This is a genomic window from Streptomyces sp. NPDC090045 (genome assembly GCF_044747975.1).
GTDB lineage: Bacteria > Actinomycetota > Actinomycetes > Streptomycetales > Streptomycetaceae > Streptomyces.
The window spans coordinates 114,706-129,013 of record NZ_JBIVFA010000021.1 but is presented as its reverse complement, the minus strand read 5'-3'; the positions used below and the strand labels follow the sequence as shown (position 1 = coordinate 129,013).

Sequence of the window (14,308 nt, the reverse complement as noted above, 5' to 3'; positions counted from 1 at the left end):
CCGCATAGAAGCCGGCGAGCCAGCCCCGGACATCGGGCTCGATCTCCGCCTCGGCGCGGCCGGGCTCCTGGAAGTAGGAGACGTAGAACTCCTCCCCAGGGCCGCCGATCTGGCCGAAGACGTCGGTGGGGCGGGGGCCGCCAGGCGGCGCGTAGGGGACGCTCAGCAGGCCGACGGCGCGGAAGACCTCCGGGTGGAGCAGGGCGGAGGAGGCGGCGATGTTGGATCCCCAGTCGTGGCCGACGACCACCGCGCTCTCCTCACCGAGGGCGCGCACCGTGGCGAGGTTGTCCTCCACCAGGTCGAGCATCCGGTAGGCGTTGGTGGCGGCGGGCTTGGAGGAGCGGCCGTAGCCGCGCACGTCGATTGCCACCGCCCGGTAGCCGGCGGCGGCGAGAGCCGGGAGCTGGCGGCGCCAGGAGTACCAGGACTCGGGGAAGCCGTGCACGAGCAGGACCAGCGGGCCGGTGCCCTGCTCGACCAGGTGCAGGCGCCCGGCCGGGGTCTCGATGGTGCGGTGGCGGAGCTCGGCGGTCGGCTCGGACTGCATGGGTGTGTCCTCAGTTCGCGGGCGGAGGCAGGTACCCGTCGATCATGCGGCGCGGCGGCCGCCCGACGCGATCAGCGTTGCCATTCCGGCAAACTCGCAGGACAGGGTCTTGGCCCACCGCAGCGAAGCCGCACGGGAACGGCCCCTTCCTGGAATCCTGGCCCGCCTGTCCGCCCGGCACAGGAGTCGATCATCGCGAGGGAGTTCTACACCCGTCTCACTGCCGCACCTGGGCCGGTTGATGTCAGGTCCTACTCAGGTCGTTTGGCAGCGGGGTCCCAGTAGTTCTCCAGCATCGCTGTCGGCCAGGCTGGGGCGGCAAGCGGGCCGCGGGGCCCCATCTGCTCGAAGTAGGGGCCGAGGTCGTAGATCGGGGTTCCGTTCACGGCGTCAAGGTCGGTGACGTGCAGGTCCCTGCCGTCGACTTTGAGCAGCCGGGGAAACGATGTCGCCATGCGGTTGGGGCGCCTGTGGTTTCGGTGCACGAAGGTGCCGGTGGGCTCCCAGTCCGGGTTGTTGCGGGGGCTGCGGGCTCCGAGGTGGAGGTCGGCGTCGGAGCCCAGGTGGAAGTGCCAGGTGACGATCAGGTGGGAAAACTTGTCGAGGCCTTGCAGGGTGTCCAGCGGGAAGTCCGGGCGGAGGCGGATGATCGATTCGACTCCGCCCTGGTAGTCGTCGGCCGGCTTCTGGTGGCCGCCAACGACATGGGCGATGGCCTCCAGCGTGATCGTGTCGTGCACGCGTTCCTCCTCTGCGACTACCGGCCCGGCTTGGACGCTGCTCCGGCACGGACCAATGCTGTGATGGAGCGGTCAGCGTACCCGGCTGATCACCGTGCGGGCGCGGTCGTCCAGGTGGGCCAGTGCCGCACCTCCGCGGCCGCGGTAGGGGGACAGGGAGCGGCGCATCTGGACGACGGTGTCCAGGGCCCGACCGGACTGGACTCCCTGCATGGCGTCCAGGGCCTCCGACCAGGTGGCGCAGGCCACGTCGACGGCTCCTCGCTGTATCTGCACGGCGCCCAGGAGGCCGAGGGTGACCGCGTGGGTGCGGGCGAAGGGCTGGGCTCGGCGCGTGCGTACGCTTCGCTGGAACTCGCGCTCGGCTCCTCGGAGGTCTCCGAAGACCTGCAGGGTGCGGGCTGTTTCGTGGGCGAGGGATGCCTCGGAGAAAAAGAAGACCCGGGCTGGCTCGTCGTCTCCGCGCTCAGCATGGCGCAGGTCGTCCTCGGCCCGCAGCAGGGCGGCAAGGGCCTGCTGCTTGTGGCCGGCAGCCGCCAGGCTGCGTGCGTGAACGACCCCGAGCAGAGAGCGTTCGCGAGGGCTTGCATCCCCATAGCGGCGGTGGGCGACAGAGGTCTCGGCCAGTCGGAGGGCCTGGGCTGGGTGTCCGAGGTCGAGGGTCTGGTGGGCCTGGGCGCGGAGGATGTGTCCGGCCAGTGGGGCGTCGTCGGCTTCAGCGGACAGCCGAAGGGCTACGTCGAGCCACTTCTGGGCGAGGACGTGCTCGGAGGAGTCGAAGCTCGTCCAACCTGCCAAGTAGGCCAGCTCGCCGGCGGCCGAGAACATCTCCTGCCTCGTGTGCTGGTCGGGGAATCGGCCGCCAAGGTAGCCGACGACGTCGGTGCGAAGGTAGGCCACGAGGGCGGATCTGCCGTCGCCGCCGCCGCGGCGCTGTTCGCGCTGGGAGAGCAGTTGTGTCATTTCCCGTACGGCGGCCACGTCGTCCGGGCCCACCTGCCACGCAGCCGACGGCTTCCGTGTCTGAGCTGCAGTGACGGTGTCCTGCCACCAGCGGTCGGACGGCAGGAACATCCCCGCGAGGGAGAAGGCGGCGCCCTTGAGGGCGCGGCGGCGCTCCAGGTCCAAGTCGGTCCCCCCGAGATCGACAAGTTGTGCGATTGGGTCGCTGTCCCGTGGGGCCGAACCTGCCTGCTCATCGGGGTCCTTGAGCCCGATGTCGGCAGCCGTGACGACCCGGTGGATCCCTCGACTGCTCAGCCCTCGCGACAGCGCTTCGCACAAGATACGGGTCGCCGGCGGCGCCGGGTGCGATCCGCGGACCCACTGGTTGACGTGCGAGGCCGACACCGCTTTCAGTTCCTCGGCACCGACCTCGGCTGCGAGGCGCTGCAGATGCCGGGCGGTGGTGGCCTGCGACCAGCCCAGTTGGTGCAGCACGGCCTCGAGCAAGGTGTTGCGCTCACGCGGCACCGGAAGCTCCCGTCCACGAAACGATCTTTACGCGCTTTACGCGGTACCGCGCCTTCCATGGGCTACCCACGCCGGGTGAATCGCGGTTCGCTGAGCGTAACGGTAGCCCCAAGGGCCACTGTGCTGGCCGCAGTTCGGCCATCCGATGCAACGACCAGAACGCTCTGCATCAGCGTGCACGACCGCGGAAGAGGAACGAGGTGAAGCGATGAACTCCCACCAGATCACGCGCGGCGACCTGCTTGAGGCGTTGGCCTCCCCCACCGCCCTCTCGGCTTGTATGACGCTCCCCAGCCGCCCGGAATCCGTAAAGACTGCAAGGGACTTCGTCGCGGACCAGCTGGTTCGTTGGGGTCATCCTGACCTGAAGGACTCCGCCACGCTGGTCTGCAGTGAGCTGGTCACCAATGCCGTCACGCACGGCACTTCGGACCCCGCAACGAGCGGATGCATGGTCGCTCTCACGCTGGTCCCCGGCGAAGCGTTGATCACCCAGGTCGCGGACTCCGATCCTGCGCCTCCTGTTCCCAGGGGCACCTTCTCCGGCGCCCTGGCGGACGACGGCCGCGGGCTGTCCATCGTCACGAAGTTGTCCGCCTACTGGAGTGCCTCCCCCAGACCCGATGGGAAGGGGAAGGTCGTCAGCGCCTATCTGCTGCCGAACCACGGCACCAGCGGACCGAGCGAGACCGCGGCCGTGGAGCTCTTCCTGCCGGACCGCACACCATCGGCCGGACTGCCTGTGCAGGATTTCCCGGTACCCACGCCCACACCAGAGCGCGAGCCCGAGTTACCGAAGCTCAACCTGTCCACGCCGTCCGTGGCGCGGGTGTGCGACTTCATCACCGGCGGTACGGACAACTACTCGGCCGACCGCGCTCTGGGCCGACCCCTGCTCACGGCAGCGCCGTGGCTGGACCGGGCCGCGGCCGCTGCCCGTAGCCACGGCCAGGAGACCGTCACGCGCCTTGCGGCACAGGGAATCACCCAGTTCCTTGACCTGGGGTGCGGCCTACCGCAGCGCCACCGACGCAACACGCACGACGCGGCCCAGCGCCACCGACCAGAGTCCACCGTCGTCTACGTCGACCGAGACCCGATGGTTCAGGCTCACATCCGAACCTGGCTCGCGGAGACCCCCCGAGAGCTGGACCTGCACGCCGACGTCACACGGACTGCTCACCTGCTCGACCAGCCGGCCATCACGCGTCTGGACCATGCACGACCGATCGCCGTGTTGCTGCACGAGGTCCTGCCCTGGATCAGCGACGGGAAGGCCAGACACCTGCTGGAGGCCCTGCGGAACTGGCTGCCCGCCGAGAGCGTGCTGTCCGTCGTCCACGCGGCCGCGGACAGCCACCCGGAGTCCACCCCCGCTCTCGCCGGGCTCTACCGGAAGGCGGACATCCTCTACCGGCCCCGGAGCCTGAAGCAGTTGCTCGCGCTGTTCCGGGGCTGGCACGTGGAGGCCCCTGGCATCAGCGCTGTTCCTCTGGGAGGGCTCCACGCCGTGGGCGGCCGAGCACCGCTGTACGGCTCGTACGCCTTCGTCGCTCGCGGGCCGCATCCGTCGGCGACCCGGAGTGGCCAGGGCGCCGCAGCACGGGATGCGGCCGCAGGTGGCGCGGGCCTGGAGGTGACACGGTGACCGCCCCCTACTGCGTGCGGCCCATGGCGCCCGACGACTTTCCACAGGCGAGCCGCTTGCTGGCCCGGCGGTGGTCACGCGAGGCCGACCGCGGGCGGCCCGTCGACCATGAGCGGGACTACGCCCTGATCCTGCCGCTGCGCACCGGGGGTCACCCGAAGCTGGACGGTCTGTTCGAGGACGAGCGACTCGTGGCGATGTGGGAGCTGGACCCCACATCCCCGGGCCCCGGCTGGAGCACCTCCGAGCGGCGGGAGCGCAGCGTCTGTGTGTTCCTGCTCTACACCGACCCGGCCCACCGCCACGCGGGACGCCTGGTCTCGCTCTGGCTCTCCGACCACTTCGCCCGCAACCCTCGGCCACCGGTATGGCTGCGCTGCAGCATCCCCGATGACCGGCTCGCGGCCCACATCACGGGGACCTGGGGCTGGCAGAAGGTCCGCCAGGAAGGCGGCCGTCACCTGCTCCAGCTCCCGCCCCAGCTCAAGCTGCATCTCGACCTGTTGATCGCCGGACAGCCTGCCTGCGCGGCTCCCGGCGGCAGCACTCGCCCGCCCGCACTCGCCAGGACCGATCACTCGTGACGCTGCCCGACTATGAAGATGACGCCTACTGGACCGGACTCGAGGACTACGAGCTGGAGCTAGCACATGACCCCTCGTTCACGGGGACGGTACGCAATGCGCCGCCGGGTGACGTATGGGAGGCCTCCCCTCGGGAGATCCGGGTCGGCGACTGGCTGGTCGTCGACGGCACCGCGTATGAGATCACCAACATGTTCTCCCCCGGCTACGACAGCTCCGTGAAGCGCGTGATCCTGCGCGGCCACGCCCCGCAGGTGGTCAACACCCGGCACGAGATCGTGCGCCCGTACGAGGCCTCGCACCGCGGCCCGCGCCGCCCGTGGTAGCCAGCGGATCCTCCGCCCGGTGCTGACACCCGACATCCCTATCCCTGTCCAAGGAGCTTCCGTGGGTCCGTCACTTCCGCTCCCCACACCGCAGGCCTGCTTACCCTCTCCGCCTTCATGGCCGGGCGCGGCCCCCGCCGGTGTCCCCGGCACGCCGCCTGAGGCGGAGCAGGTGACCTGGCGTCTCCTGCGCGCCCTCGCGGTATCCCGGCACGAGGACATCACCAGCGAGGACAGCGGCCTCTGGGAGACCCTCAACCACGTCCTCGACGATGCCGTGGGCGCGCGCGACGTCCGTCCGCTGACCGCCAGCCTGGCTGTGGACCTCGGCTCGCTGACGGACCGGGCCTCCCGACACATCCAAACCGGGCTCACTGAACTGACACGGTCGCGGGCCCGCCTTCTCCTGCGCGAGGTGCGCGACCGGCTGCGCCTCAACACCCAGGACATCGGTCTCCTGCGCCGGCTGGCCTGGATGACGGAGGAGGTCGCGGACGAGGTCCTGGACCAGGCTCCGTCCGGCGCGACTTCAACGCCGACCGCAGCGCGTGCGTCCACGTACTCCCCCGTGTCGACGGGGTGGGCCGGGCAGCAGTCCAGAGGGCCTGCCCCCGCCACGTATCCGGCGGTCTCGGCATGACCGTCGGCGCCTCCGCTGCCACGAGGCCTGAGAGCATGCGGATCCAGGACCGGGCCTGCGTCATCGTGCACCGGCACATCACCACCGCGTACCCACCGGGTGCCTCCCTTCCGAGCACCAAGCAGCTGGCCCTGGCCTTGGCGCTGCCGCAGAAGCACGTGCACCAGGGGCTGCTGCGGCTGGACAGCCTGGGCGAGATCGCGCTCCACGGCAGCCTGCCGGTCCGGTTGCGCACGCGGGAACCGTACCCCCGCGACCGCGCCCTTCACGGTGCCGTCCGCGACCGGATCCGCGCCAACCACTACCAGCCGGGGCAGGCTCTGCCTACCGGGCTGCTGGGCGAAGAGTTCGGACTGCTCCCGCACCACGTACAGCGCGCGCTGCGGTTTCTCACGTCCGAGGGAACCCTCCGCTTCGACGAACGCGGAGCCCACGGTCCGGGCCACTACGTCCCGGTGGCCCTCGCGGAGGCCGTCTCGTGAACCCCACAGAATCCGCGGGCTTCCCGGATGCCACGCTGCTTCCCGCAGAGGCCCGCGAGTGGCTGAGTCGGCCGAGCGCTGCCCGTATCGCGACGGTGTGGCAGGACGGTGGCCGCAACGCCTACCCCGCCGACCTCAATGTGGCGAAGCGGGTGCTCGAGGTGTTCCCCCGGCAGGCGGATGCCGCGGCCATCAACCGTGAACAAGGGCAACTGACGGCGCGGGAGCTGGGCGACCGGGGCATCGGGCAGTTCCTCGATCTCGGATGCGGAGACCCGCTGTTCGGGCACATCAGCGAGCCCGCGCTGCGGACGGAGCTCGACGAGATCGTGCACGTGGCGAATCCTCTCGCCAGGATGGTGCACGTTGACCTCGACCGCGGGGCGGTCGCGCATAGCCGGGCCATGCGAACGGCCGGCGCTGGATCACACGGTCCGGTGGTGCTGAGCGGGGACATCCTCGACACGGCCCAGCTCCTGGACGCCGTCCAGGACCTCGGGTACCTGTCGCTGAACCATCCCGTCGGCGTGTTCGTCCACGACGTGTTGCCCTGGGCAGCCGACGACCCGCAGGTCTTGGCGGCCATGGCCCGCCTTCGGCGGTGGCTTCCGGCGGGCAGCGTGCTGTCCATCACGCACTCCAGCCCGGAGCTGGCGGGAGGGTGGCTGGCCGGGGCCGAACGGGGCCTGCGGCAAGCAGGCATCCCCTACCGGCCACGGCAGCGTTCCTTGATCGCCGACCTGTTCGGTGACTGGCCCGACCTCGACGGCGGCCCGCTGCGGCTGCTCCCGACCGCACACCACCACGACGAGCACAGCCGCCAGAGTGCACCGCCGGCCACGTACGCCGCGTACGCCGGCATCGCCGTCAAGCCGCTGTCAGTCGCCCCGTGGGCACCGCGGTGACCCGGCGCGCACCGCCGCAGACTCCAGCAGCTCCAGAGGTTGGCCACCATCTCCCGTCCCGACGTGGTCGGGACGCGGACGGCCCACGACTTCCCGCTCCGGCCCCGTCGGAGAGGGACGGCCAGGAAACGCGCGGCGAGCCGCACGGCCTTGGCCGGCACCACAAGGATCACACCCGAACCAGCAAGAGGAGTTGAAATGGCCAGCAATCCCAACCCCGGCATGACCCAGGCCCAGCCCAAGACCACGGCTGAGGGCGCGTTCAACCTGGACATCGAACTGGTCGAGGTCGGCGACCCCGGCGCTCTGAAGACCCTGACCGACGACGGCTGCGGGTCGACCTGCGGCGCCTGCACCACCGGCGTCCACTGACCCAGCCGCTCCACCCCTGACCGGTGCCGTCCCGCCCGCGCGGCGGGACGGCACCCGGCCATACCCGACACACATACGCTTCACGGAGGTACAGGTGGCAAGCCCCGCATTCCGCTCCGGCCGGACGGCGCTCGTGCGCGCAGTGGCGTCCCCCACCCCTCCGCTGCTGCCCTGGCCTGACCTGACCGACCGCTCCCCCGCTGCCTCCGCCGGACTCATTCCTTGGCTGCGTGCGGTCCGCGACACGGACACCGGCAAAGCGTTATGGCACGCCAGTCCGGCGCTGGGCCGGGAGGTCGACGGCCTCCTCGCTGCTGAACAGCCCCGGCCGCACGACGCACGACGGGCCGCGCTCTCGGTGGCTCGGTACCTGCTGCGGGCGCACGGCCGGCCCACGCCCTTCGGACACTTCGCCGGCGTGACCACCGCGGGGTTAGACGGTCCAGCTCGCGCGGACTGGGGCCTCGAACACCTGCCGGTGGCCCGTGCTTCCGCGGAGTGGGTGGAGCAGATCATCGCCCGGTTGGAAGCCGTGCCCGAGCTGCTGGAGCGGCTTCCGGTGGTCACCAACACCACCCTCGCCGAACGCGGGAACCGTCTCATCGTCCCCTACCAGGCCGACACCCGAGCAGACCAGCAGCGCGCCGTCGAAGCATCGGTCCGCCTGACCGGCCCCGTAACCACCGTGCTCACAGCCGCCCGGACGCCCACCTCGATCGGGAACGTCATCGCGAAGGTCCTGGCGGAATTCCACGCAGTAGGGAAGGCCACGGTCGACGGATTCGTGCGGGAGCTGCTCCGGGTCCGCGTCCTGATCACCTCCCTGCACGCGCCGAGCACCGAGACCGACGCGCTCGGCTACCTGTTGGCCCAGCTCGAGGCCGCCGGGGCCGACGAAGTCGTGGGGGTCTCTGAGACCATCACCAGCCTTCGGGCTGCCCACGCTGACCTGCAGCACGTCGGCAGGCACGAGCTCGCCGGTGCTCGGATGCGTGCCCTGGCGCCTGGCCTGCGCCGGCACCCAGTTGCCGTGGACACCCGGCTGACCGCGACCGTCGTGTTGCCGGCCACGGTGGCGCAGGAAGCGGAGCGCGCCGCGCTGCTTCTGGCCCGTGTGAGCCCCGCGCCGTTCGGGACGGCGGACTGGAAGGCATACCACATGCGGTTTTACGAGCGGTTCGGCATCGGGTCGACGGTTCCGGTGCTCGACGTGGTCGCCGACAGCGGCATCGGCTACCCCAACGGATACCCGGGAACCGGCCCTGCCGAGCACAAGCCGCGGTTGACGGATCGTGACCGAGTCCTGCTGCGCATGGCGCAGCAGGCAGCCCTCGACGGCTGCCGCGAGGTGCTCCTCGACAAGGCCACGATCGAGGCCCTGACCGTGGGCAGCGAACCGGCACGGCTCCCGCCCCACCTTGAGATTGGGTTCCGGCTCCGCGCGCCCGAGGCCGGGGTGCTCGACCAGGGCGGCTTTCGCCTGGAGGTAGTCAGCGTTTCCCGGGGCGCCGGGGTCGGCACGGGGCGGTTCCTGTCCGTACTCGATCCGGCGCAGCGACAGGCCTTGACCAACGACCTGACCTCGCTTCCGGCTTCCGACCCCGACACGGTCGCCATGCAGCTGTCGTTCCCTCCGCTCTTGCCGGACAGCGCCCATGTCACCCGAACGCCGCTGGTACTGCCCACCGTGATCAGCCTGGCCGAGCACCGCCCCCAGGCCGACGACGTGCTGACCGTCGAGGACCTGGCGGTGGGCTGCGACGGCCGCCGCATGTACCTCGCAGCCCCGGGCCGCGGGCACCGCGTGGAGGCGGTGGGGATGCACGCGCTGAACCTGAACACCCACACCCCGCCGCTGGCCCGGTTCCTGACCGAGCTGAGCCGGGCCCAGTGCGCGCAGGTCGCCGTCTTCGACTGGGGAGCCGCCGCCCAACTGCCCTACCTCCCCCGTCTGCGGTCCGGCCGGATCATCCTGGCGCCAGCTCGCTGGCAGCTGGACGCCAGCGAGCTTCCGGCCGCGAATCGCCTGTGGGAGGACTGGGACGCCGCGTTCGGCACCTGGCGGGCCGCACGTCGGCTCCCCCTGACCGTGCACGTCGGCGGTGGCGACCGGCTGCTACCGCTCGACCTCACCGTCCCCGCGCACAGGGCGCTGCTACGCGAGGATCTGGACCGTGCTGGCGCGGTCACGGTCGCCGAGGCTCCGACCGCGGCCGAGCTGGGGTGGTGCGGCGGCCGGGCCCACGAGATCGTCGTCCCGCTCAAGGCCAGCCGTCCGCCGGCCTGGCCCCGCCTGCCCAAGCCCACGTCCGCCCGGACTGTTCGGCGGGGCCTGGTCCACACCCCCGCCGTCTCGCCGGTTCTCCTGGCCAGCCTGTACGGGGACATCCGCCGCCAGGACACCCTGCTCGGGGAGCACCTGCCGGACCTCCTCGACCGACTCGGCACCCCACCCTGGTGGTTCGTACGGTTCCGCGACCCCCACCAGCACCTGCGGTTGAGGTTCGCCCTGCCCACCGCGGACGCCTTCGCCACCACCGCCGGCACGGTGAGCGCGTGGGCGGACGAGCTCCGGCGGGCCGGGCTGCTGTCGGACCTGCGCTATGCCACCTCCTATCCGGAGATGGGCCGGTGGGGTGAGGGGTCGGCCTGGGCCGCGGCCGAAGAGGTCTTCCGCGCCGACTCCCGCGCCGTCCTCGCCCAGCTCAGCCCGACGCCTCGACCGTCGCGGCGGGTGCTGGTCGTGGCGCACACCGTGGCCATCGCCTGCGCTTATCTCGGCAGCACGGCGGAGGCGATGGCATGGCTGATCAACCACATCCCATCCGCGCCCCCGGCACCGGTGGCCCGCCCCGAGTTCGCCGAGGCCGTCGCGCTCGCCAATCCGACCGACGACTGGGCAGCCCTGCGGTCCGTCCCCGGCGGCGAGGAGATCGTCCGGGCATGGAGCGACCGCAACGAGGCCGTGGCCTCGTACCGGCGCCACCTGCCCGGACCCGACACCCAGGGCATCGACGCCGACGACGTGCTGGCCTCCCTGCTCCACGTCCACTTTGTACGCGCCGTCGCCGTCGACTTCCCCGAGGAAGCCCTCTGCCTCTACCTCACGCGAGCCGCAGCCCTCGCCTGGACCGCCAGGAGGTCCCGCTGATGCCCCACCCTGTCCTCGGCTTCGCCCGGGAAATCGCCGACCGGCTCGCCTACCCCGCCACCTCCGTCGGCGCGGTAGCCGCCTCCGACTGGCGCAGGCAGTCCCTCGGCCACGGCGTTCCCGGTATCGCGCTGCTGCACATCGAACTCGCCGCCGCCGACCTCGGGCCGTGGGACCGCGCCCACGCCTGGCTCTCCGCCACGGCCGAGCAGCCGCTGACCACCGGGGCCGACAGCCACCCCTTCTACGGGGCGCCGGCGCTTGCCCACACCCTTGCGTGCGCGGCCGAACGCCTTCCCGGGGCCTACGGGGCCGCCCTCGACGCCCTGGACCGGCAGATGGTCACGGACGCTCGCCGCCGCCTGGCCGCCGCCGAACAGCGCATCGAGGCCGGGCAACTGCCGGCGCTCGCCGAGTTCGACGCGATCCGCGGTCTCACCGGCTACGGGGCACACCTTCTTCGCCGACGCCCCGACAGCGACATCGTCCGCGCGATCCTCGACTACCTGATCCAGCTCACCCAGCCGCTCACCCACCGGGGCGAGACCGTGCCCGGATGGTGGACCGCCTCCGGCCCATCCGGCCGCCCCGACGACCGCTACCCCGACGGGCACGCCAACACCGGCGTCGCCCACGGCATCGGCGGCGTCCTTGCCCTCCTCGCGCTCGCCGTGCACCACGGAACCATGGCCGCCGGGCACCGGGAGGCCATCCGCAGCATCCTGGACTGGCTGGACCGCTGGGAGGTCAACACGGGCCAGGGACCGACCTGGCCGTACTGGGTGACCCTTCCCGCCCTGCGCACCGGCCGCCTGCCCGTGGGGCCACAACGCCCGTCCTGGTGCTACGGCACCGCCGGACTCGCCCGCGCCCAGCAGCTCGCCGCCATCGCCCTCGGCGACCGAACACGACAGCTCGCCGCCGAACGCGGACTTCTGGCAGCGCTGACCGACCCGAAGCAGCTCCGCACGATCGTCGGCAGCGGACTGTGCCACGGCTTCGCAGGCCTCGCCCACATTGCCGCCCGGGCCGCCTCGGACGCCTTACCCACCACCGTCGGCCAGCTCCAGGGCGTGCTCCCCGCGCTCCTGTCAACCGTGCACCCGCCTGGCAGCGACCCGGCCACCGCCGCAACCGGGCTTCTCCACACGCAGGAACCCGACCCGGGACTCCTCGACGGCGCCTCGGGTATCGCCCTGGCCCTCCTGGCACCGGCCACCAACGCGCCGCCCCAAACGTCCTGGGACACCTGCCTGCTCATCGCCTGAAACGGGGCACCTCACGGGGACAGCCCACCGAGCCACCCGCCGCACATCCACATGAAGGACTTCACCGATGCAGGGCACCTGGCACCAGATCAACGTCACCTTCGCCGACCGCGCCACCGCAAAGCAGGCGATCCCCCAGACGCTCGGCCCCGCCCTGATCAAGGCCGAGGACCGCGGGGAGATTTCCACCTGGTGGTTCATGAACAAGCAGCCGTGGAAGCTGCGCGTTCGCACCGCCGACGACGAGACCCCCACCCTGTGGGAGGCCCTCAGCGAACTCGTCCAAGCCGATCAGGTCCTGCAGTGGAATCCCACCATCTACGAACCCGAGACAATGGCGTTCGGCGGGACCGAGGCCATGGACGCGGCCCACGAGCTGTTCCACACCGACAGCCGCCACCTGCTGACCTACCCCGTCCAGGCCGGACACCTCGGCCGCCGCGAGACCGCCGTCCTCCTCGTCAGCGCGATGATGCGCGCCGCCGGCCTCGACTGGTACGAGCAGGGCGACGTCTGGGACAAGGTCGCCGCCGAACGTCCCGCCCCGCCGATCCTCGCCTCCGAGCTGGACGCGGCCATCTACTCCCTGCTGACCGTCGACGCCCGCAGCCTTTGCCGGGAGGACGGCCCGCTCCACGGACACGCCGACTGGGTTCGCGCCTTCGCACGGGCCGGGACCGCACTCGCCGTCCTCAACCACGAAGGCCGGCTGCGCCGAGGCCTGAGAGCCGTCCTCGCCCACCACGTGATCTTCCACTTCAACCGGGCCGGCCTCCCCCTGGAGGACCAAAGCGCCCTGTCTACCCTCGCCCGAAAGGCCATCATGGGAACGAGTGACACCCCCGCAACCACCCCCGCCAGCACGCCGGCCGCCGATAGCGTCGGATCGGTGAACACCGACACGCTCACCACCCCCGACGCCACCGCGGAACAGCTCCGCAACGCCCTCGTCGACCAGATCCGCACGGAGGGCCACGCCACCAACCCGGCCGCCGAGGCCGCGCTGCGCACCGTGCCCCGGCACCTGTTCGTGCCCGACGCCTCGCTCCAGGAGGCCTACGCCAACCAGCCGGTCCACGTGAAGTACGACACCGACGGCACGTCCATCTCCTGCGCCTCCCAGCCCGCCGTCGTCGCCCTCATGCTCGACCAGCTCGACGCCCAGCCCGCCGAACGCATCCTCGAACTCGGCGCCGGCACCGGCTACAACGCCGCCCTCATCGCCCACCTCGTCGGTGACACCGGTCACGTCACCACCATCGACGTCGACGACGACCTGGTCGACGGCGCCCGTAAGCACGTGGCCGCCGCCGGGTACACGAACGTCGAAGCCCTGACCCGCGACGGAGCCGTCGGCCACGCTGACGGAGCGCCGTACGACCGGATCATCGCCACCGTCGGCGCCCACGGCATCCCGCACGCCTGGCTCGACCAACTCGCGCCGGGCGGACGGCTCGTCGTTCCCCAGCGGATCAAGGGCAGCGTCTCCCGCTCCATCGTCTACGAGCGCCGAGACGGCCGATGGGTTTCCCTCAGCAGCGAGATGAACACCTTCATGCCGCTGCGCCGCGGCATCGCCGACGACGACCGGCGGATCATCCCCCTCACCGCGGACGGGACCGTACGCCTGCAGGCGCCGGCCGGAACGCCCATCGACGCCGAGGCGCTGGCCCGCGTGCTCGAAGAACCGCGGGTCGAGGAGTGGACCGGGATGACGGTCCGCGCCATGGAATCGCCCGAGTGGATGGAGCTCTTCGTCAGCTGCTCCTTCGACTCCGGGCTGATCCGGATGCTGTTCCCGGCCGCTGCGAAGGGCACCACCCTCACCGAGGACCCCTACCCCTCCTCCACCGCGGTCATCGACAAGGGGGCCCTGACCTACCTCGCCCGGCGCCTCTCGGACCAGACCACCCCTGAGGGCGGCAAGCTGTGGGAGTTCGGCGTCATCGGCCACGGTCCCGGCAGCGGCGAGCTCGCCGCCAAGGTCGCCGAGGGGATCCGCACCTGGGACCGCAACTACCGCAGCCGGAAGGCCGACTTCGAGGTCCAGTCCCTGCAGACCCCGACCCCCGAGGAACGTCCCGGCCAGTTCACCGTTGACACGCCCCTGAACCGAATCGTCATCGACTGGCACTGACCGTGCGCCCATGACCGTGTGGTGCCCGCCGC

At 71.3% G+C, this 14,308-nt stretch carries 13 protein-coding genes; 10 read left to right on the top strand and 3 right to left on the bottom strand.

Annotated features, from left to right (window positions below):
* The 3 genes from ACIPYQ_RS37530 to ACIPYQ_RS37520 all read right to left on the bottom strand — a co-directional run.
* Nucleotides 1-550 (bottom strand): alpha/beta fold hydrolase (locus tag ACIPYQ_RS37530; RefSeq protein WP_401258727.1); only part of this gene is annotated, 550 nt, incomplete at its 3' end.
* A gap of 251 nt (nt 551-801) precedes the next feature.
* Complete coding sequence (locus ACIPYQ_RS37525) at nt 802-1,290, bottom strand: SAM-dependent methyltransferase (RefSeq protein ID WP_401258726.1); 489 nt, start codon at nt 1,288-1,290, stop codon at nt 802-804.
* A 72-nt stretch (nt 1,291-1,362) separates the two neighbouring features.
* On the bottom strand, nt 1,363-2,763 hold the full coding sequence (locus ACIPYQ_RS37520) for a Tat pathway signal protein (protein ID WP_401258725.1): 1,401 nt from the start codon (nt 2,761-2,763) through the stop codon (nt 1,363-1,365).
* A 208-nt stretch (nt 2,764-2,971) separates the two neighbouring features.
* On the opposite strand from ACIPYQ_RS37520, the gene ACIPYQ_RS37515 reads away from it, so the two are divergent.
* From ACIPYQ_RS37515 to fxlM, 10 genes are all read left to right on the top strand, one after another.
* Entirely contained in the window at nt 2,972-4,411 is a 1,440-nt protein-coding gene (locus ACIPYQ_RS37515) for an SAM-dependent methyltransferase (RefSeq protein ID WP_401258724.1), read from the top strand.
* Nucleotides 4,408-4,995, top strand: a complete 588-nt coding sequence (locus ACIPYQ_RS37510) for a hypothetical protein (protein WP_401258723.1) — start codon at nt 4,408-4,410, stop codon at nt 4,993-4,995. The genes ACIPYQ_RS37515 and ACIPYQ_RS37510 overlap by 4 nt, the downstream gene beginning before the upstream one ends.
* Nucleotides 4,992-5,321: a hypothetical protein gene (locus ACIPYQ_RS37505; protein ID WP_401258722.1), complete on the top strand. Its 330-nt coding sequence runs from the start codon at nt 4,992-4,994 to the stop codon at nt 5,319-5,321. Before ACIPYQ_RS37510 ends, ACIPYQ_RS37505 begins: the two co-directional genes overlap by 4 nt.
* A gap of 172 nt (nt 5,322-5,493) precedes the next feature.
* Nucleotides 5,494-5,961 carry a hypothetical protein gene (locus tag ACIPYQ_RS37500; RefSeq protein WP_401258720.1) on the top strand — a complete coding sequence of 156 codons (468 nt, stop codon included), beginning with the start codon at nt 5,494-5,496 and terminating at the stop codon, nt 5,959-5,961.
* A gap of 35 nt (nt 5,962-5,996) precedes the next feature.
* Nucleotides 5,997-6,443, top strand: a complete 447-nt coding sequence (locus ACIPYQ_RS37495) for a GntR family transcriptional regulator (protein ID WP_401258718.1) — start codon at nt 5,997-5,999, stop codon at nt 6,441-6,443.
* Entirely contained in the window at nt 6,440-7,348 is a 909-nt protein-coding gene (locus ACIPYQ_RS37490; protein ID WP_401258717.1) for an SAM-dependent methyltransferase, read from the top strand. Before ACIPYQ_RS37495 ends, ACIPYQ_RS37490 begins: the two co-directional genes overlap by 4 nt.
* Before the next feature lie 222 nt (nt 7,349-7,570).
* Nucleotides 7,571-7,720 (top strand): FxLD family lanthipeptide, encoded by a 150-nt coding sequence (locus tag ACIPYQ_RS37485; RefSeq protein WP_323187615.1) that lies wholly within the window; start codon nt 7,571-7,573, stop codon nt 7,718-7,720.
* 217 nt (nt 7,721-7,937) lie between these two features.
* Nucleotides 7,938-10,871 (top strand): lantibiotic dehydratase, encoded by a 2,934-nt coding sequence (locus ACIPYQ_RS37480; RefSeq protein ID WP_401258739.1) that lies wholly within the window; start codon nt 7,938-7,940, stop codon nt 10,869-10,871.
* Complete coding sequence (locus tag ACIPYQ_RS37475; RefSeq protein WP_401258737.1) at nt 10,868-12,139, top strand: lanthionine synthetase C family protein; 1,272 nt, start codon at nt 10,868-10,870, stop codon at nt 12,137-12,139. Before ACIPYQ_RS37480 ends, ACIPYQ_RS37475 begins: the two co-directional genes overlap by 4 nt.
* Before the next feature lie 67 nt (nt 12,140-12,206).
* Complete coding sequence (gene fxlM, locus ACIPYQ_RS37470) at nt 12,207-14,276, top strand: methyltransferase, FxLD system (protein WP_401258716.1); 2,070 nt, start codon at nt 12,207-12,209, stop codon at nt 14,274-14,276.
* Nucleotides 14,277-14,308: the final 32 nt, after the last annotated feature.